The 20,279-nt window shown below is 30.5% G+C and carries 22 protein-coding genes; 18 read left to right on the top strand and 4 right to left on the bottom strand.

Annotated features, from left to right (window positions below; translation table 11 throughout):
- The first annotated feature begins 295 nt into the window (after window positions 1-295).
- On the top strand, window positions 296-1,261 hold the full coding sequence (locus LB941_RS08450) for a hypothetical protein (RefSeq protein WP_253361142.1): 966 nt from the start codon (window positions 296-298) through the stop codon (window positions 1,259-1,261).
- A 742-nt stretch (window positions 1,262-2,003) separates the two neighbouring features.
- Here LB941_RS08450 and LB941_RS08445 read toward each other — a convergent pair.
- Entirely contained in the window at window positions 2,004-2,462 is a 459-nt protein-coding gene (locus LB941_RS08445; RefSeq protein ID WP_253361141.1) for a MarR family winged helix-turn-helix transcriptional regulator, read from the bottom strand.
- Window positions 2,463-2,554: 92 nt separating this feature from the next.
- Here LB941_RS08445 and LB941_RS08440 point away from each other — a divergent pair, with 92 nt between their 5' ends.
- A complete protein-coding gene (locus tag LB941_RS08440) occupies window positions 2,555-3,508 on the top strand; it encodes a quinone oxidoreductase family protein (protein WP_253361140.1) in 954 nt (317 codons plus the stop codon).
- 243 nt (window positions 3,509-3,751) lie between these two features.
- Here the strand turns inward: LB941_RS08440 and LB941_RS08435 are convergent, their stop codons facing one another.
- Window positions 3,752-4,282, bottom strand: a complete 531-nt coding sequence (locus tag LB941_RS08435; RefSeq protein ID WP_097037823.1) for a TetR/AcrR family transcriptional regulator — start codon at window positions 4,280-4,282, stop codon at window positions 3,752-3,754.
- A 167-nt stretch (window positions 4,283-4,449) separates the two neighbouring features.
- Between LB941_RS08435 and LB941_RS08430 the strand changes: the two genes are divergently transcribed.
- From LB941_RS08430 to LB941_RS08400, 7 genes are all read left to right on the top strand, one after another.
- A complete protein-coding gene (locus LB941_RS08430; protein WP_253361139.1) occupies window positions 4,450-4,926 on the top strand; it encodes an MFS transporter in 477 nt (158 codons plus the stop codon).
- Between the two features lie 6 nt (window positions 4,927-4,932).
- Entirely contained in the window at window positions 4,933-6,174 is a 1,242-nt protein-coding gene (locus LB941_RS08425) for an MFS transporter (RefSeq protein WP_341869233.1), read from the top strand.
- A 366-nt stretch (window positions 6,175-6,540) separates the two neighbouring features.
- Window positions 6,541-7,437 (top strand): alpha/beta hydrolase, encoded by an 897-nt coding sequence (locus LB941_RS08420; RefSeq protein ID WP_253361138.1) that lies wholly within the window; start codon window positions 6,541-6,543, stop codon window positions 7,435-7,437.
- A 316-nt stretch (window positions 7,438-7,753) separates the two neighbouring features.
- Window positions 7,754-8,200 carry a DUF6790 family protein gene (locus LB941_RS08415; RefSeq protein WP_253361137.1) on the top strand — a complete coding sequence of 149 codons (447 nt, stop codon included), beginning with the start codon at window positions 7,754-7,756 and terminating at the stop codon, window positions 8,198-8,200.
- Window positions 8,201-8,379: 179 nt separating this feature from the next.
- A complete protein-coding gene (locus LB941_RS08410) occupies window positions 8,380-9,147 on the top strand; it encodes a class I SAM-dependent methyltransferase (protein WP_253361136.1) in 768 nt (255 codons plus the stop codon).
- On the top strand, window positions 9,144-9,359 hold the full coding sequence (locus LB941_RS08405) for an NUDIX hydrolase (RefSeq protein WP_253361135.1): 216 nt from the start codon (window positions 9,144-9,146) through the stop codon (window positions 9,357-9,359). The genes LB941_RS08410 and LB941_RS08405 overlap by 4 nt, the downstream gene beginning before the upstream one ends.
- A gap of 258 nt (window positions 9,360-9,617) precedes the next feature.
- A complete protein-coding gene (locus LB941_RS08400; RefSeq protein WP_253361134.1) occupies window positions 9,618-10,097 on the top strand; it encodes an NUDIX hydrolase in 480 nt (159 codons plus the stop codon).
- Between the two features lie 328 nt (window positions 10,098-10,425).
- On the opposite strand, the gene LB941_RS08395 is transcribed toward LB941_RS08400, so the two are convergent.
- Window positions 10,426-10,608 carry a putative holin-like toxin gene (locus LB941_RS08395; RefSeq protein ID WP_253361132.1) on the bottom strand — a complete coding sequence of 61 codons (183 nt, stop codon included), beginning with the start codon at window positions 10,606-10,608 and terminating at the stop codon, window positions 10,426-10,428.
- Window positions 10,609-10,778: 170 nt separating this feature from the next.
- On the opposite strand from LB941_RS08395, the gene LB941_RS08390 reads away from it, so the two are divergent.
- The 3 genes from LB941_RS08390 to LB941_RS08380 all read left to right on the top strand — a co-directional run bounded on the left by LB941_RS08390 (window position 10,779) and on the right by LB941_RS08380 (window position 13,317).
- The gene (locus tag LB941_RS08390; RefSeq protein ID WP_253361130.1) at window positions 10,779-11,060 is read left to right on the top strand and encodes a hypothetical protein; all 282 of its coding nucleotides are present in this window, start codon (window positions 10,779-10,781) and stop codon (window positions 11,058-11,060) included.
- A gap of 1,298 nt (window positions 11,061-12,358) precedes the next feature.
- Window positions 12,359-12,754 (top strand): hypothetical protein, encoded by a 396-nt coding sequence (locus LB941_RS08385; protein ID WP_253361128.1) that lies wholly within the window; start codon window positions 12,359-12,361, stop codon window positions 12,752-12,754.
- 23 nt (window positions 12,755-12,777) lie between these two features.
- Complete coding sequence (locus LB941_RS08380) at window positions 12,778-13,317, top strand: protein NO VEIN domain-containing protein (RefSeq protein WP_253361126.1); 540 nt, start codon at window positions 12,778-12,780, stop codon at window positions 13,315-13,317.
- A gap of 69 nt (window positions 13,318-13,386) precedes the next feature.
- Here the strand turns inward: LB941_RS08380 and gap are convergent, their stop codons facing one another.
- The gene (gap, locus tag LB941_RS08375) at window positions 13,387-14,388 is read right to left on the bottom strand and encodes a type I glyceraldehyde-3-phosphate dehydrogenase (RefSeq protein WP_253361124.1); all 1,002 of its coding nucleotides are present in this window, start codon (window positions 14,386-14,388) and stop codon (window positions 13,387-13,389) included.
- A 123-nt stretch (window positions 14,389-14,511) separates the two neighbouring features.
- On the opposite strand from gap, the gene LB941_RS08370 reads away from it, so the two are divergent.
- From LB941_RS08370 to LB941_RS08345, 6 genes are all read left to right on the top strand, one after another.
- Complete coding sequence (locus LB941_RS08370; protein ID WP_253361122.1) at window positions 14,512-15,372, top strand: helix-turn-helix domain-containing protein; 861 nt, start codon at window positions 14,512-14,514, stop codon at window positions 15,370-15,372.
- A 69-nt stretch (window positions 15,373-15,441) separates the two neighbouring features.
- A complete protein-coding gene (locus LB941_RS08365; protein ID WP_253361120.1) occupies window positions 15,442-15,753 on the top strand; it encodes a DUF961 family protein in 312 nt (103 codons plus the stop codon).
- 1 nt (window position 15,754) lies between these two features.
- Window positions 15,755-16,150, top strand: coding sequence for a DUF961 family protein (locus LB941_RS08360; RefSeq protein ID WP_253361117.1), 396 nt, complete (start codon window positions 15,755-15,757; stop codon window positions 16,148-16,150).
- A 10-nt stretch (window positions 16,151-16,160) separates the two neighbouring features.
- Window positions 16,161-17,471, top strand: coding sequence for an FtsK/SpoIIIE domain-containing protein (locus LB941_RS08355; RefSeq protein WP_253361115.1), 1,311 nt, complete (start codon window positions 16,161-16,163; stop codon window positions 17,469-17,471).
- Window positions 17,472-17,727: 256 nt separating this feature from the next.
- On the top strand, window positions 17,728-18,945 hold the full coding sequence (locus LB941_RS08350) for an XRE family transcriptional regulator (RefSeq protein ID WP_253361114.1): 1,218 nt from the start codon (window positions 17,728-17,730) through the stop codon (window positions 18,943-18,945).
- Window positions 18,946-19,048: 103 nt separating this feature from the next.
- A complete protein-coding gene (locus LB941_RS08345; protein ID WP_253361113.1) occupies window positions 19,049-20,227 on the top strand; it encodes an FRG domain-containing protein in 1,179 nt (392 codons plus the stop codon).
- Window positions 20,228-20,279 lie beyond the last annotated feature (52 nt).

The following is a 20,279-nucleotide window of genomic DNA, read 5'->3' as shown; positions in this document are numbered from 1 at the left end:
TATTTATTTCACAATGTTTGCTTTAAATTCATCAATGTAGTATTTTGGCATAGTCTCAACTTTTCTTTTTTACAGTGTATATCTCTTGTAAAAGGTTATCCAAATTTATATCTACTGTCCATAGTTAATAGTGAAACTTATAATCCTTTCTTTAATCTTTTTGCTTTACTAATTACATATAACAGTTTATTTAGTTTATTTTTTATTATATAATGCCAATATAAAGATTTTAATAATTTAGATTATATTTATTTATAATAATTTAATATTATAATTTAAATAGGGAGAGATTATAATGCAACATTTTGAAAAAGGTGCTGTAGCAAATAATAAGAAAGTTATTATTTTGTGTACAGTAGGGGTATTTTTAATAGGAGGAACAACTTTCGGGATTTTAAAATATCAAAATAGTCAAGTTAAAGCTTCAAAAGTAAGCGCTACAGTTAAAAAAGTTAATAAAAATTATAATGACTTAGTTTCTGAGAAAAATTACAATAAGAAACTAAAAGAGCTTACTAATTTAGAAAAAGAATATAAGCAATATTTAGCCTCTAACAATAAAGACTCAAAAATTACTACAGAATATCAAAATGATATAGCTAAAGGTAAATCATATTTTCAAGAAAAAGCAAATTCATCAATTAAAAACAATACATCTAAAAAATTAAGTGATGAAACTAATGACACCTTAACATTAAAGATTAAGAATTTAAATTCCACTCTATCTAAAATTTTTAATCAAAAAGGTGTAGTTTATACATCAAGGGAAGTTAAATCATATAAAACAAAGATTAGCAAATTAACTGATAAATATAGTAAGAAAGCTAACGAATTAGCGGAAAAGGAAAGTTCAGAATCAAGTTCAATTGCTGCATCGTCTTCATCTGCTGCTTCATCTTTGGCTGCATCTTCTAGTGCGCAAGCGGCATCAACAGCAGCTTCGTCAACGAGTTCAAGTACAACTTATGCTAAATCAACAACAACAAGTGCAAATACAGGTACACGAACATCAACGACAAATAATACAGCTAGAGCTACAACAGGAACTACAACTGGTAGTAAAACATCGACAGGAACAACTTCTAGTTATCATTCAAGTACAACAAGCTCAAAAAGCACAGGAACTAACACAAATAGTGGAACAAGTAATGGAGGACAAACTTTAAATTGGGATAATGGTGATAAATCATACGATACTGGCAATCATGTAGAAAATTATGCAAGCGATGGGTCTGATCTAGGAGGTTTTGATATTAACTGATATTAAATTTGGTAATTTAAATTGAAAGGAAAAATAATGATATGTGAGATATGCGATAATAAGTATAGAGGTTCATATAGGGATAAAATAAGAATTTGCGGTAATTGCAGAGAAAATATTCATCAGAATGAGGTTCCAAATTTAGTTTTAAATATACATGATTTATTAAATTTTAATGGTATATCAGAAAATGATAGATATGAAAATAAATTAGGTGAGACCGAATATCTTGAAATAAAATATTAAAAATTATCTTTTCATTATTTCCTCCAACTATTCGCAATTACTATTAAACTCATAAATTTCTAGATGCTTTGAAAATTTATGAGTTTTGTTTTTTTATTAAATGACATGACTAAAAATTGATGAGATATTAATTTTTAAAATCATTGCTAGCTTATTTATTCCTTATGTACTTGTCCCTTAAAATAGACTATATTTTGTACAAGTTGAAGAAATTTAATTTTGGACATCAATTCGTTAGCAAAAATCAAGTCAATATCTGAAAAAAGTTGACTAATTAAACGAAAAATACAAAGTTTAGAGTTAAAATTAATTCGAAATTAAGATAAAAGTTACAAAAGAAGAAAATTTCTTTTTAAAGTTACTTTAGCAAATTAACTATATCAAATTGGTATTTTTTCATAAAATATAAAACTCAAAAATCCGATTGTATCCTTCTTATAAGGAAAACAATCGGATTTTTTAATTTTGGTACAAACAATTGAGAAACATAGACTACCTATTTATTTTCCGTTAATTTAGTTAACATTATTCTATTCAACAATTTTAAACTATCTAAAATAGTCTCTTGTTGATCATCAGTTATATTATTCAAAGCTTGTTTTATAGTCTTGATTCTAGCTGCTTTAATTTTATTAGAAAGTATTTCACCAGTAAAACTCAATTTAATGAAATGACTTCTGCTATCTGCAGTATTTACTGTTGTATCAATAAGCTTAGCACTCTCTAAACGTTGTATTTGTCGACTGATTGTAGAATGCGGTCTGCCCGAAAACTTACTTAGTTTTTGAACTGTAGTTGGTTGCAGCTTTGAAATAGCAACAAATAAAGGAAACAACTTAAAATCCAAATTTATATTATTACTTTCAAGTAAAAATTTATCATTTTCAGGTCGGTTAAAAAAAACGACTAACTTTAGTGCTTCAACATATAATTCTTGTATTTTTTTATTTTCCATATTTTTATTATAAACAAAAAACGTGCAAAATGCACATAATATGTTATACTAATTTAAGTGCATTTTGCACATAAATGAAAGAGGTGCTTATTATGAAAGCAGCAATTGTTAAAAACAAAGGAATCTTACCTGTAGTTGAAAAAATTGATGCACCAATACACTCTACCGAAGATGAATTAATTCTAACAGTTAAAGCTAGTGCGTTAACTAAAGTTAGTAAGTCGTCTTCTTTAGGGAATCATTACTCTAGTCATGACTCATTTCCTAAGGTTGCTGGAATGGAGGGTGTTGGAGAAGATACTAACGGCAATCGATTTTACTTTATTGGCTCTCAAGGATCATATGGCGCTTTAGCAGAACAAACACTCGTTAACAAAAAACGGACAGTAAAAATTCCAGAAAAGTTAGATACGATAACAGCTGCAGCTATTGCTAATCCTGGTATGAGCTCATATACTGCTTTAGTTTATCGTGCAAAAATCACATCAAATGATGTTGTTTTAATTAATGGAGCAACAGGAACTGCTGGCATGTTAGCTGTAAAAATGGCTTATGCTTTAGGAGCAAAAAAAGTTATTGCTATTGGCAGAAATAAAGATGTCTTGAAACACTCTGGTGCGGATGAATACCTATCTTCATCTGATTACGGTGATAACGAGCAAGCTCAATATTTGGTTGATTTAGGGAAAATTATTACTGATGTCACGATTGTTTTAGACTATTTATGGGGAGATACTGCTCAACAAATTATGCAAGCAATTTATCAATTTAGTAACCACCAATTTGAAACTCGTTACATTCAGATTGGTACACTCGCTTCACAAGAAATAACCATACCTGGCGCATTACTGAGATCTACTAAATTGACTTTAATGGGATCTGGGTTGGGGTCAGTAGGTTCAAAGGAGTTGCTCTCATCAGCTGAGAGGGTATTTGAACTAGCTGTAACTAATAGCTGGCATATCCCTACTATTACTTTTAAGTTAGAAGATATCAAAAAGGCTTGGGAAGTACCTAGTCATCCACGCCCAGTTATAATTATTTAATATGATGAAGATGTTGATTATTAAGAAAAGCCAGTTTAAGCATTAGTTGTAAAGCATCTAATCCACAATGGATACTAGACAATCTCTTTCATCAGGATTTGTGGTTTCTAAGGTTTTAATACCATAGGCACCACCGCCTTAGCTACTGATTTCATCATACAGGAATTTACTAAAAATGATTTCACGACTTTATAACAGAATTGTTTCTGTTGAAACTCATGTATTTAGTACTGCTGGTTAGTATTACAGAGGATTTTTTTTACTAGCTTCTAACAAAACTCGAATATATCTTAATATTTTTTTCTTGATTTCAACTTGTTTATCAATAGGAGTATTAACCATAATTTCAATTTGTCCACCCAAAATAAATGAAAGAAAAACAGGGATATCATCAATTTGGTATCCTTCTTTTTTACCCAATGGTTCTACTATCTTTGTTAACGAAGGAACCATTTTATTAAGAATATTCTGCATAATTGTTCTATAAACTACTTCATTACCTTTTTTATGCAAGTAACCGAAAAAATCTTTATTTTTGTCAGTATTTAGCAAATCAAAAGTATTTATAATCATATCTTCTAGTGTGAAATCAGATTTTGAAAAAAGTTCTAGATACTGTGTAACCACATCATCAATAAAAATTTCTAACGCGTATTCATACAACTCTTGTTTATTTTTAAAATATTTGTAAATTAAACCGTGGGCTACTTTTGCGGCATCTGCTATATCCTGTATAGAAGTGTTTTCATATCCATTTACATAAAATTCATGCATAGCATGAGTAGCTAGTTCTTGTTTCCTTACGTCAGGTTTTTTTCGAATTCTAATTGTAGTTTCCTCCTTAATCTATATAAATTATATTATAGCCGCAATTGACTTTTAGTCAATAAAGTGTTAATTTTGCTTTTAGTGACTTGTAGTCATTAAAAAGGAGGATAATAATGGTAAAAAGAATTGCTGGCATCATCGGGTTAACTCTAGCTATGTTTATGGGGGTTTTAGATAGTACTATCGTTAATATGGCTCTACCTAAAATTCAGAATCATTTTAGCACAACACTCACAAGTGTTAGTTGGATATCAACGATTTACGTTTTAGCTTTATCAATTTTTATGATTACTTCAGCTAAATTAGCAGATCAATATGGACGTAAAAAAATAATGCTCCTAGGTCTATTAATTTTTACATCTTTTTCTATGTCTTGTATTTGGGCACCAACTTTACTTTGGCTAATTGTTTTTCGCTTTTTTCAAGGCTTAGGTGGAGCGATGATTACACCATTGGTTATGCCAATTGGAATTGAACTAGTTGGTAAAGAAAAAATGCCCCTCATAGCAAGCGTAGTAGGGGCAGTAACTGGATTAGCAGCTGCAGGTGGTCCACCATTAGGCGGTTTGATTATTCAATATTTACATTGAAAATGGATTTTTGCAATTAACCTACCAATTGGTTTAATAACAATATTCTTAATTATATTCTGTATTAATGAATCTTATGATAATACTATTTCTAAAAAGATAGATTTTATTGGTGTATTACTATTATCAGGTGGGATATTTGGGATTGTCTTTGGACTTTTAAAAGGACAAAGCTACGGTTGGCAATCGACAAAAATCATTGCATCTTTATGTACTGGTATAATACTGCTAATCCTTTTTACAATTGTTGAACTACAAGTTAAAGAACCTTTGATAGAATTAACACTATTTAAAGAGAAAACCTTTAGCGCTTCAACTTTTATCTGTTTTATTAGCGGGATGGTCCTTGTATGCCCAATTATAATTTTTAATTACTATTTACAAGAAGTATTAAATTATAAACCATTGCACGCAACGTCAATCATTGCTGTTTTGTCTCTTACGGTATTCTTTATGATGCCCTTAGGAACATATATTGCTCAAAGAACCAACTATATTTTTATAAATTTAGTAGGCTTATTGCTTGTTACCGCAAGTTTATTGGAAATGACCTTGATTACTAATAAAACTTCTGATGGCATTTTAATCACTTTTATGATTCTTAATGGAACTGGCTTTGGTTTCATGAGCCAAACGATTGTTTCCTCAATAAGATTTTTACCTGCTGAAAAAAGTGGTATCGGATCAGGTATCATCAATTCAAGTAGGCAACTAGGTACTTGTCTTGGTATCGCGTTACTAGTTGCACTTTTAAATGTGGGTGTTAATTCTGCTAAACTACAAACAAAAAATTATGGTGAAAATATTGTTAATAAAGCCCGAGTTTCTAAAGATGTAAAAGTAAAATTTAACTCACTCTTAAAAACAGCTTATTCAGCAGATAGTAATCAGAAAAAGTTAACTACACAAAAGAATGCTCTATTATCCGCTATGCAGAGAACTGATAACTTAGTAATTCCGACTAAGAAAAACTTGTATTATCGTAATTATCTTTCTTTAAATAAAATTGAACATCATTTAATTCAGACTCAAAATAATGAACTTTTACCTTTTATTGAGAAAAACAAAATTGAAATCCAATTAACCGCACAAGCATCTGTTGTTAGTACTCTTAAGGATAAAATTCATGCTAGACAAATTATTCAAGTTACTAAAGCTTTTAGATTTGTTTACCTAATGGGAGCTTTAATATCATTTTTAACATTACCTATCTCGTTTTTTACGGATCGAAAAATAAAACAGCTTTAATGACGACAACAATCTTTCAGGTGTCTAAATTTTCTAGCTATTTTTATGTATAAGCTTGCATGTTTAGATTTTAGCAACTGGATATAGCAATAACGACTATACTTTAATAGTTAAATTTTCAGATTTAAAAGTTATTCTAGTCATGACTAAGCGATGCAGACTACCTCTCTAAGATACTCGTTAATCAATGAACTATATCAACATTGCTGATAATCTAGTTAAGCAGCAATTACTTAGTAACTTTAAAAGATGCTTTTTGATAGTTTTTATGCTACCGTATATTTGTGAATGGAGCATTTTGTTGATAGTCTTACTTAATAAAAAATCACCACTGACAGTATAGAAATATAACGAGGAGGTAGAGCTATGGAAAAAGAAATTAAACTTGATGTCTCAAATGGATCATTATCAGGTACTCTTATAGTGCCAGATAATATAGAAAAACCTACAATAGTTTTAATTGTTGCAGGGTCAGGGCCAACAGATCGCGATGGTAATAACCGTCTCTCTGGGGAAACTAATAATTTGAAGCAATTAGCTGAACAATTAGCCGCTCATAATGTTGCTAGTTTACGTTTTGATAAGCGCGGAGTCGGTAAAAGTCAGTCTGCCACAATTCCAGAAAATCAACTTAGATTACAAACCTTTGTAACTGATGTTCTTTCTTGGGTAAGATATTTAAGTGAATCTGATAAATTTAGTAAAATTTTTATTCTCGGGCATAGTGAAGGGGGGCTAATTTCAATCGAAGCTTGCCAAAAGCTTAAAGCTGCTGGTTTAATCTTATTAGCTACTCCTGGTCGTAACTTAGCAAACATTTTGCAAGATCAGTTAACTCAACAACTGTCAGGTCAAGAAGAATGGTTACAAAGAAGCATACAGATATTGGATTCTCTGAAGAATGGAAATTTAGTTCCACAAGTTCCTGTTGAATTAGAAACACTGTTTCGCCCTAGTATCCAACCATACTTACAATCAATTCTAAAAATTGATCCAGTTATAGAATTGACTAAATTAAAATTACCAATTTTACTAATCCAAGGTACTGAAGATTTACAAGTTTCTGTATCTGATGCTGAATTGCTAAAGCAGGCTGTTCCAACAGCTAAACTAGCAATCATCCCCAAAATGAATCACGTTTTAAAAATTGTTCCCGAATCAGATACCAAAGCCAATTTAGCAAGTTATCAGCAACCTGATAAACCATTATCATCTGAATTGGTACAAAAGATACTAAATTTTTTAAATACTGAGGATTATTAAGAACTATAAATTTATTTGCAACTCTATTCCAAAGAGTTGTTTTTTATTACTCAGAATTTGAAAGAGGGCTACTAAATTTACCATCAAAAATAGTTAAGAATTGCTACAAGTGTCATTTACACTCGTTAGTAGTGAAATAAGCACTTAAATTGGTAACAATGAGATTAACACTATCAACATCCTTGGTACAATGATTGATTTAGTTTTATTCATAAACAACAAGGGGAATATTGGTTTTTTTGGAATATAATAGAGAAAGTATAAAATATTTATCAATATCTATCTTTAAAAGATAGTCATGGGGAGAATATTTAATATGATATATATAATTTCATACATAGCTAGCTGGATTTTAGGTTTTCTTATGTTCATGTTTTTTCCTGAAAAAGGCATAATAACTTGTCTTTTACAGGCTCATTTAATTTTTGGTGTTGGCTTTTTTGGACTGTTCAACTTTACAGGCCATTTTATTTTTAGTAAAAGAGTTGCTAAAAGTATTGGGTGGGTGTCAAATGGATTTCAAAAAGAAATTGGGCTAATATCTTTAGGAATTGGAATAAGTAGTATTTATAGTGGATTAGTTGCTAATGGAAAAAAAGCAATGCCATTAGTTATAGTTCTTGCATTTTTTTTAATTGGAGCTGGAATAAATCATATAAAGGAAATAATAACAGCTAAAAACATTAATGTTGGAAATGTTTTTATTATACTTCCCGATTTCTTAATTCCTATTACATTATTAATATTGCTATCCCTTAAATAATAATCTTGTATTGTCTATAATATGGCAATACAATTATAATATTATTAAAGCAATAAGTTCTGTATAGAAAGTTGCTACATTCATATATTCATAAAATACCCCTACTAAGAAGGTACTTTGTGTAGAATTTTCGTTATTCAATTCAACATTAGTTTTAATCGAATAGAAAGTGAAGGCAGATGAGCAAAGAAATGGAAAACGATTTAAAATTATTATGGGAAAAAGAAGCACAATTAGATATGCACGGTTGGAATTTTGATCATTTAAAAGGACGTTGGTTGAATAAAGAAATGCCTTGGGATTATAGGAAAATTGTTCTTAAATATCTAAAACAAGATGCAAGTTTACTCGATATGGCAACTGGAGGCGGTGAGCTATTGCTTTCATTTAAGCATAATACTGCACGAACCTCTGTTACTGAATCATGGCTGCCCAATATTAAAGTAATAAAAGAACGTCTTTTACCACTTGGAATAAAGATATATCCAACAAAAACAGAAGAAGAATTACCTATTAAGGATGACAGTGTAGATTTTATTACTAATAGCCATGCAGCCTTTAATGCAGCTTCAGTTTATAAAAAGTTACATACCGGCGGATTTTTCATTACTGAACAGGTAGGAGCTACTAATAATTTTTCTTTATCGCGATACCTTGATGAATCTTATACTCCGCCTTATCCTGAAAGTACTTTATTGAATTCCATAATAAACTTAAAAAGTGCTGGATTCGAAATTCTTTTAGCAAAGCAATCTTTTCCTGAGCTAATTTTTTTTGATGTAGGAGCTGTTGTTTATTATGCAACTGTTATTCCTTGGGAATTTAAAAATTTTAATGTAGATCAATGTTTTGATAAATTATTGAATCTCCAAAAATTAATTGACGCTAACCAATATATTTCAACTAATGAAGATCGATTTATAATCGTAGCAAGAAAAAGGGCATGATGCTAAATGGCATTATTTCCAGCAAACAAGACCTATTATTGATTCTTGTCATGGATAAAATAGATTTTGAACTTGATAATAATGTTACTTTTTTCAGAGAACATGTAGAAGCAAATGAATCAATTCAAAGTTCTGTAATTCGAGAAATAAAAAAAGCGCTAGAAATTGATAAAATAGAAACTAAATTGATAGGTCTAGTAAATTTAATTTAAGTAATCCAATTAAAGAGATTTATTAGCTTATTTATTATAGTAAAATCTGTACTTAAGTAATCATGACTAGTTCCATAATGCTGAAAAAATGTTGGCCTGCTAGAATAAGTTGTGCTTACGCGTTTTGTTATTTTTAATTTTTTAGCGTCTCTATAATTTTTATGTTTCATAAACTATGCAGCATACTAATACTCTTATTAAAAAAGTTAGAAAGAAAAATAATCAAAATTAAATATGGCTAGAAAGGCATTGATAATAGTGTCAACTGATAACTTAAATGAAATTTGGGATATATACGATCGAGAATTAAATAAAATTACTGAGAAAAGACGTTTCGAAAAATTAAATAAAGGTGAGTTTCATTTAGTAGTAAGTGCATTTATTTACAATTCTCAAAATCAAATACTTTTGCAAAAAAGGGCTATGAACAAATTAAACTATCCTGGTTACTGGGAAGAATCAGTCGGTGGCTCTGCTTTAAAGGGTGAAAATCACATTGCGGCTATCCAAAGAGAAATTAAAGAGGAGCTTGATTTAGATTTATTAGTTCATGAAGAAAACTTTTACATGCGTTGCATTGAAGAGAATTGGATTGAAGACTGGTTTGTTTTTAAAACTGATTTTCAAATAAGCAATTTGCAATTGCAGGCAGAAGAAGTAGAATCAGTTAAACTTTTTAGTTTTGAGCAAGCAATTCTGCAGTTAAAGGATTTCGGAATTCAAACTTATAAAAGATAGCTAGAACAAGCTAATAATATTATTCATAATTCAGAAGTTAATTATGGATAGAAAACAATTCATGCTACGTCTCTGAGAGACTTGCTGGTTTTTGACCTATACATGGATGCAAAATAAGATAATTCCAGAAATTGAAGAGTAATGTTAACTAAAAAGCTAATTTAAGCATTTTATTAATACTTTAAACTAGCCAAGTTATTTTGAATCGTGCTATAATATTCATAGAAAATAAAAGAAGCCTTGCTGGAACAAGACTTCCTTTGCAGAGCCGCTAGGCGGTGGACGCAGTGTTGTTACTTAGTAACCGCTACTGGCCAAAGTAGGGCGGTTATTTTTTTCGCTGATTTTTAATCAACTCAACAACTAATGCAATTAAAGTAACGGTAAACGTACCGAAACCAAGCATTAGTTGTAAAGCGTCCGCAATGGACACTAGGCAACTCCTTTCATTAGGATTTGTGGTTTCTAAGGTTTTAACACCATAGGCACCACCTCCAATCAAGAGCGCCACCGTCTTAACTTCTCTACATGCTTTCATTATACAGAAATTTTAACAAGTTACCAATAAAAAATAATGTAGTGGTTCTAGCTGTTGCTTAAGTTTATTAAACAAACTGGTTTCTTTACTGTTTAAGGGACTACATTAATGTAATTAATAGTCCTTTAATTGGAGGTTCTGTTTTGAAATTAATTGCATACAATAACGAATTCAAAGAACAGTTAAAAACTTATCAAATAAAAGATCTAACCTTTACTGGATTGCCACAAAATACTATCAAAATTTCTCAAAAAAATAAAGATTATCATCTAATACTGCTAGTTAATGAGTCAAACGAAATTTGCACTTTTTTCGTATTAGATTATGGAGATGATAAGTTCAAACACACGAAAAGTATGAAAAGTTTATTATTAAGAAGCTTTTCAACTAATGAACGCTTTTTTTGCTTTAAACTTATTATCTAAGTATGTTCAAATAAATTATCCTTTGGCTATGAAAAAATTTATGGCGTTCTAAAATATTGATAAACACTGATTTAAAGCGAGTTTCACCAGAATTAATTCACAAAATTGTAGCAAATTATACATGTAAAAGTTAAAAAATATTGAATAAATCACTAAAAATATGGTTTTTACATGAAAAATAAAAATAATCGTCAAGCTTTGGCTGGCAAATTAAATTATTTTTGCTGGTTATAAGGTTTGACGATTATTTTTTACAAACTTTTGTACCCTTTTTTAATATTTCATTTTCTTTTTAAAATTTATTTTTGCTGTTTAAAACGTTGATTTAACAACCTTTTAAACTCAAAATAAACATAAGAGGGTGTTTGTGGATTTGACAACACTTGACATGCATATGTCAGAATAGCAATGTACGGAAGAGGTTTAAACATGTATTACAGCAACAATTAGGTAATCTGATTGTTTAGTTACGTTTTGCCCACTTTCATGAAATGATAAGGATTTTATGAAAAGAACAATTTTTTAGGCTTATGAATTTTCTATTCATTTTCATGTATAAATTTCCGTATTTGCACTTTGACAATTGGATACGGAAGTAACAATTATACTTCAATGGTTAAATTACCAGATTCAAAAGTTAGTCATGGATTAAAAACAATGCGTGCTACGTCTCTGAGAGGCTCGTTGGTCAGTGACCTACACATGCCAGCATAAACTGGGTGCGAAGCGCGATGATCCAAGAGATTGGGGAGCGGTGTTAAAGATATTTTTTTAGCATTCATTAGAAATGCTTTTTTTATTACTCATAATTTAAAATTGTAGGAAAAATAAACTCCGAAACAATGAAGTCGGACTTAAGTGATCCATTACTTAATTGACATGCTTAATTTTTCAAATATAAAAATAGCAAATATGAAAGAGAGGTAAAAAAATAACAGCAATAATTAGATTACTAACCAGTATAGCTTGGCTCAAAGCGTGACAATTCAAAGTGTTAGGGAGTGATGTTAAATAAGAAAAGCTAGTTTATGTACTTTATTAATACTTAGAACTAGCCATATAATTTTGAATAATATTTTAATATTTGTAGAAATAGAATAAGACGCTGGATGATAGCAAAGTTAGTAGCTTGAACAACCGCCAACTGGCAAAGTTGAGTGTGAGGTGTACCTCTTACTTATTTTATTGATTTTTAATATTAAAATTATCTGAAAAAATATGGGAGATTTCACTTAAATATAATTTTTATATGCTATCATAAACTTAGTTAATATATAAAAATTAAAGTGGTGATTTACATGTCTTCTTATTTCCTTGTTTCACAAAATCAAAGTCATAAATATGAATTTGAACATAAGCTTCTATGGTCTCCTAAGTTGAATCAAAAACATGGTAAAAATCGCGGTTATGAAAACATGTCTCAAGTTAAAAAAGGCGATATTATTTTCCATGTCTACAATCAGATTATCCATGCAGTGAGTGTCGCAAAGTATGATGTTTATAGTTCTCCCAAACCACCTGAATATGATGGAAATATTTGGGATGATGATGGTTGGAGAGTTGATTGCGATATGCATATACTTGAAATTCCATTATCGAATCATAGAGAATGGTTGAACGCACATAAAGGGGAAATTTTTGATAAAAATGGAAAATTAAAACAACAATATCTATTTAAATTAGATTCTATTTGAGTCACTTGCTTTCTAAAGAACTAATGGAATTACTTTTAATCGGTGATACCACATCAGCTATGCAAATACCAAGTTTAGAGGAAATTAAAAGAAATTCGACAAAACAAACAAAAACAAATGTTAATCATACATGGGTTCATAGTGCACAGGGTGATCAAATAAAAGATGATATTGGTAAAATTGGAGAACAAGCTGTTTTTAAATATTTAACCAAGAAATACACTGCGAGCAACTATGAAATTATTCCAATTTCCTCAAATCTTGCGGGTAAAAAGGGAAATGATGCTGCAGATTATGATATTCTGCTAAAAAATGACAAAATGATAACCTATATTGATGTTAAAACAACTACTGGCTCAAACCAATCATTTTATATGTCAGCTAAAGAAAAGAAGGTTTTGGATTCTTTAGCTAGTGATAAGAATAAAACATATAACATATATCATGTATATGGGGTATCGAAAACAGACAATGCAATTTCTAAATTTGAAATTTTTGATGAATATTCTTTAAGTAGAGCAAATTACCAACCAGTCAATTTTTTAATATCATTCGAGAAGTAGAGTATTAAAATAAAGAAACCAAAACATTAAAATTAATGTTCTGGTTTTTTAATTTACACTGTATTTATCTTATATTTGGGCAAAATATTTAAGCGTTCTAACTAATTGAGAAGTATACGACATTTCGTTATCGTACCATGCTACGGTTTTTACTAATTGTTTACCATTTACTTCCATAATTTTAGTTTGTGTCTCATCAAATAATGAACCATAAGTCATTCCAATAATATCCGTAGAAACTATTGGATCTGTATTATACCCAAAAGACTCATTAGTTGCCAATTTCATAGCATGATTAACTTCTTCTACAGATGTGTTCTTTTTAAGAACTGTATATAGTTCTGTAAGTGAACCTGCTTTAACGGGCACCCTTTGAGATACTCCGTCTAATTTTCCACTTAATTCTGGAATAACTTGACCAATTGCCTTTGCTGCTCCTGTTGAAGTTGGAACAATATTTTCAGCTGCTGCACGAGCTCGACGATAATCACCTTTACGGTGAGGACCGTCGAGAGTCATTTGATCTCCCGTATAAGCATGAATGGTCGTCATAAGTCCTTCAATAATACCAAAATTATTATTTAAAACTTGGGCCATAGGTGCCAGAGAATTCGTTGTACAAGAAGCACCAGAGATAATATTTTCGTTACCATTTAGTATGTCATGGTTAGTATTGAAGACAATAGTTGGAACGTCATTTCCAGCAAATGCAGAAATCAGAACCTTTTTAGCTCCTGCTTCAATATGAGATTTTGCTTTTTCTTTAGAAGTGAAAAAGCCTGTACATTCAAGAACAATATCAATGCCTAATTTTCCCCATGGTAATTTTGAAGGATCAGGATTTGAAAAGATATCAACTTTTTGATCATTAACAACTAATTTATTTTCTTTTCCATAAACACTACCTTTAAATTTTCCTTGGGTTGTGTCGAATTTTAATAAATTTGCTAACATTTTGACATCGGTTAAATCATTTATTGCAGTAACTTCAATTCCTTCAACTTCTTGTATTCTCCGAAAAGCCAATCTACCAATTCGTCCAAAACCATTTATTGCTACTTTAACAGTCATATTAACTACCTCCAAATATGTTTAAATATTAATTGACTACATCAAAAGTATAGCTCATAGTTTTGTGTGATATAATCTATTATATGAAGATATCAACTATACTATTTGTAGGAGAGTGGATCAGTGCCTCAAAAAGATCGTTTTAAAGACAGGATTGTTAATATTGATTTTATCGCTAATAGTTTCTTGGAGAACCTTCCGTATAAGAATGTTTACACACTTACATTGCTTACCTCTGGGATCTTTTACGGAATATTGAATGGAATTCCTCTAAAAGTTAAGGCACCTTGTCTACTATGCCTTACAAGTCATGATCAACTAATTGTAAACAAGCAACAAAATGTTATTGCTCCAACTATAAAGTTTGATGCTGATTTTTTATGTACACTAAGGGTTTCTGAAAAAAAATATCTATCTTCAAAAAGTCCACGTATTAAAGCTGGTATGAAACTTTTTGAAAGAAGTAAGTATTCAACAAGAATAGGTCTTTATCAACTTAATGACCACATTTATCCAAAGATTATCGAAAAATTTTTTGTTGCTGGAAGTGAAATTACAGTTCAAAGTGATGAGTTTTGGGTTTGTCGTATAAAAAAGTATTTAATTGAATTGTTATCAATGGTAGATGAACTAGAAAAAACAAACAAAAAAACGCCATTAAATGCAGCGCTAAACTATATTCATTCGAATTACCAAAAAAAGATAACTTTAAATGATTTGATAACTCATTCTTTTTTAAATAGAGAATCCTTAAATAAGGAATTCAAAAAAAAATATGGTTGTACTGCAATGAAGTATTTACTATTGTACAGAATAAAAATATCTAAGGAACTATTGACTCATACTGGACTTAGCTTGAATGAAATAGCTTATTCTACAGGCTTTTCTTATGACACTTATTTTATAAAGCAGTTTAAAAAGATCGTTCAAAAGAATCCAAGTGAGTATAGAAACTCTACTAGAAAAATTGCTTTATATCAATAAATCTCTTTATCTTTAGGTCAATCTGTTAATCAGATGATCTTTTTTATAATTGAAAGGAAGGTATTAAAAATGCCATTAAAATATGTTATTCCAACTGCCGAAACTTTCGGCAAATTAACTTTTGAAGGAAAAGATCGTGAAGTTACTAGCGGTCGTTCTCGTATTGCGACAGGAGTAGTTTATAATCTTTTATCAGAGAAACAAGCTGAATTAATTGAAGTTCAAATTCCAACAAGAGCTGGTTCAAAAACTTTTGAAACTGATACTGAAGTTGAATTACTTAATCCTAAGCTTGAACCAACTGGTCGTTCGACTGGTTATGAAGCTATTGCTTCATGGAAATTGACTGCTGAAAATATTAAGAAAAAGGGGGACAAATAGTATGGCTAAAATTTTAAAATTACGCAATGGTATTGTTATTGATGAAGAAAAATCATTAGGCAAATTGAAATTTCTAGATAAAAAAGCACCTTCATTAGTTCTTGGTGAAGATGGTGAACCAACAGGTGAGATTAAAGACAGACGTTATGATATTTTATCAAAGTTGCAACATGATTCTTTTACAGTTATTTTACCTGCTGAAACAGAGGAAAAGAATTTTCCATTCAATTCAACGGTTAAGTTAATCAATCCAGTAGTTGAAAATTATGCTATTCCAAATGGTCGTTATGTTGACTCTGGAATTCGAGTTACTGCTGATGATATTGTTTTAGTTGATAAAGGAGAGGTTACCAAAATAGAGCCAAGCAAACCGACAACTAATTCATTAAAAAAGTAAGGTGATCTAAATGTTCAAATATAAAGGAATTCGTATTAGGCGGTTTCATCGAGATATTGTTTTTATCTATTTATCTTTGATGTCATTGCCTTTTACTTTACTCTCAATTTCGTTTCTCTATCTTATTTACGTTAGAAGTCCAGATAAAGTTATTTGGGGTGCATTAGTATCTGCGGTTTTTGCTTTTGGTGGCGCAATTATTAGTTTTGCAATATACAAGAAAAGTGATAATCACAATGGCTTTTTTACTCGGGTAAAACATAGACAACTATTAGCTAGAATGATTATTGATAATAAATTGTATCTTGCAAAAAATCGAAACCTTAACAATTCTCGACAAAAAATTATCTATTTTCCTAAAGTTTACTATCACTATAAAAAGTTGATTATTACTGTTAGGTTCCCAATGGATTTACAAAAAAATCAAGATAAGTTTAATCGGATTGGTGAACAGCTTGAACAAGCCTTGTTCGCTGATCTTTTTGATATTGTCGACGAAAAAGGTTTTAAAGCTTACAAGCTAATTAATGACCCAATTCAAAATAGAATTAATATTACTGATATTAAACCTGACTCTAAAAAAATAGAATTAATGCATGGTTTTTCATGGGATTACAATAAGTTTCCGCACGCTTTGATTAGTGGGATTACTGGAGGTGGTAAAACTTATTTTATTCAAGCTCTTTTAAAATCATTTATTGATTTAGGCGCAGACTGTTATGTCTGCGATCCTAAAATGTCTGATTTGTCACAATTGGATCAAGTACCAATTCTAAATGGAAAAATTTTTTCTAGTACAGGTCAAATTAATAAGTGTGTGCGTGAATTTTACGAACAAATGGTTGAAAGACAAAATGAATACAAAGAATTATTAAGAAAAGCAGGTGAAATTGGCAAAGATTATCGCAGTTTCAATATGAAACCGAAGGTTTTATTCTTTGATGAATATGTGGCTCATATGAGTAATTTAGATTTTAAAGAACAGGAAAAAATTTTAGGATATATGAAACAGATTATTTTGTTAGGCAGACAATTAGGTTTTTTCCTAGTTGCTGGTATGCAACGACCTGACGCTAAATACTTTGAAGATGGTATGCGAGATCAATTTGGTTTAAGAGTTTCTTTAGGTCAAATGTCACGTTCAGGCTATATTATGATGTTTGGTGAATCCGACAAAAACTTTAAAGTTCAAAGTGATGAAGTACGTGGCTGGGGCTATGCTTCCATTGGTGGGGCTTATGTTCGAGCCTTTTTTGCCCCCTTTGTGCCACCAGAGTTTTCATTTTACAATTATTTACTCAACAAAGACGAGCCCTCGTAGCGAAGCGGTCAGAGCCGACAGGCGATAGCGGAGCGGGGGCGTGGAACGCCCAGCGAAGCTACGCGGGCGAAGTCTGGCGGGAGGAGCTGAAAGCTCCGAGCGCCAAGTGTTTACCCCCGGTTGCTAACAGGGGGGTAGTAATGTTGAAATCAAGTCAACCTAGGTAACGTTAAACATTAATTTGTCGGGTGTAACAACAGTTTTAGAACTTGCACACTAAAACAAAAAAGTTGCAAGTTTTTGAGGAAGTGAAATATTGAAAAACAAGGTAACTAGAAAAAATTATGAATGGTCAAGTGAATATGTTAGAAGCCTAAGGCTTCATAATGGTTTAACACAACAACAGGTTGCTAATTCAATTGGTATTAGTAAACGAACTTATATATCTTTCGAGTTAGGGACTCGACCATTGAAAAAAGAAACAGAACAAAAAATAAAAGCTTATTTTCAAAAAAAGTTATCTCATGAAACCAAAATGGAAGTGATTATTGATTATCTGAGAGTTAGAATTCCGATTCACAATCTAGATTTAGTATTTAATGATATTTTGAAAATAATCCGCAAAGCTTTTGTTAATGATGATGTTAAGCGTTACGGCTATATTAGCCGTTACAGCATAGATTTGATTCAAGTTTATGACTCTTTACCAAATGATAATCGAGGTATTTTAATTGAAATGTCTGGACAAGGCTGTCGTCAATTTGAAGTTTTTCTTCGTCAACAAAAGCGAAGCTGGTTAGACTTTTTAAAAGATTGTTTTGCTTATCAAGCGAATGTTACTCGAATTGATATTGCTGTCAATGATTATAAAGAGGCTTTACCTTTAAAACGAATGTTGCATAAAATGGAGCGCAAAGAGTATAAATCTAAATTTAAAACGTGCAGTTATCATTGGGGTACTCAAAAAAATGAAATTACCGATAAACTGCAAGTTGCTGGACTCAGTATTTATTTTGGTTCAATGCAAAGTGAATTCTATATGTGTTTTTATCAGAAAAATTATGAGATTGCTAAGAAAAAGCACCTCAAGGTGCAAGACGTTCCAGTTAAAAATCGTTATGAATTAAGGTTTAGCGGAAATAAAGCTAATCAAGTTACTCACCAACTTACAGATCCAATAAAGCCAATTGACATTTGCGATTTAGTTTTTGGTTATATAAAAGAGTACGTTACCTTTTTGTTACCTTCAAAAACAAGGTATAAGCGAAATTGGTTAATTTATCCAGCTTGGTCATTATTTTTAGGTGGTGTTAGCCAATTAACTTTTGTAACCGATCCAAAAGAAATAACTTTTGAGCGGACCAAAATGTGGTTACAAAATCAAGTTATGCCAACCTTAAAAGCCTTTAAAATTATTGATGATACCTTAGAAACAGAAGAAATTGAAGCGATGATAGCACAAGCAAATTTAGGTGAGCGACATAGAAAAATGATTCAGAGTGTGATTGATCCAAATTATTCTATTACTGAATAATCAAGAAACTTAAAACTCTCTAAAATATTTTGTACCTATATTTTCTTTTAAATACATTAACTTTGTATTAAGATAAATGTATAAAATCAAAGAGGGTAATTTTATGTCCGAGTATCAAGATGTGAATATTGAAAATGTTTATTTTAATAAAAAAAGTGCTAATTTCAACGATGATCCAGAAAAATTTTCCATGCACATAGATTCTGTTGGATCCTATATTACTGCTATTATGCAATCAGGTATAGAAATAGAAAATAATGAACTTTTTAACCGTAGTCAAGAACAGCGCATAGGTCATATAGGATTTCAGCCCAATCCATTAAAAAAAAATCCTTACAGTATTTTTGCACCTACAGGTGTTCACGAGAAAATGAGAAGAAAAATAGGCTCATATTTGTTTTACAGAGGAGAATCTCAAAAATACGACTATACTAGGCCTTCAATTTTCAAAGAAAAAGATGGAGCTTTTTTAATGAAAAAAGAAAAAGAAATTTTTCAGAAAATGATCAGTGTTTCCCCAGAATTACAGAATGAAAAATATAGTACTTTTGATAAATTAGCTATTATGCAGCATCACGGTGTTCCTACCAGACTTTTAGATATATCATCAAATCCACTTGATGCTTTATACTTTGCAGTTTGTCAAGACGAAGGAGATGGTTCTGTACAAATATTTAAGCCATATCCTAACTCAGATAGCAATAAGAATAGAATCAATTACCCAGATGGTGATAAAGTTGCTATTTTATCTGCACTATCTCAGCTTTCTTTTAATGAACAAGTTCAAGTTTCTAAAGATTGTCAAGAGTTAGTTTCTAAAAATAAAGAAATACTAAAACCAGAAGATCTTAATAACGGTTTATCTAAGGGATCTATTAATCTCTATCATGCTATTTCTAAAAATAGCGGTAATTTTGAAAAAAGAATAGAAGTAAAAGATTTAATGAATCCTTTAATTGTAGTACCTAATAAAATTGATTCAAGAATTTCAGCACAAAACGCTGCATTTTTACTAATGGGGCTAGTAGAGATTGATTATAACAGTCCTCAAAAAAATATTTTAGACTTAATAAATGCTAAACTAAAAGAATATAGAGTAGGCTATCTTACTTCGACTAAAAATTCTTCAACTAAAAATTCTTTAATAAAGATTTCTATTAAACAGGAATATAAAAAGTATATAAGAACAGAGCTTGAATTATTAGGAATCAATATAGGTACTATCTATACAGATATGAACAATAAAATTTCTGCTATTGAGGATCAATTTTACTCTAAGTAATTAAGGGGGTATTTAAAATTAAAATCGGAAATTTTGAATTTAAAAAACGTAA

Origin of the sequence: Ligilactobacillus ubinensis (assembly GCF_024160875.1) — a bacterium.
GTDB lineage: Bacteria > Bacillota > Bacilli > Lactobacillales > Lactobacillaceae > Ligilactobacillus > Ligilactobacillus ubinensis.
The sequence above is the reverse complement of the archived record's forward strand: the minus strand, read 5'-3'. Positions and strand labels throughout refer to the sequence as shown.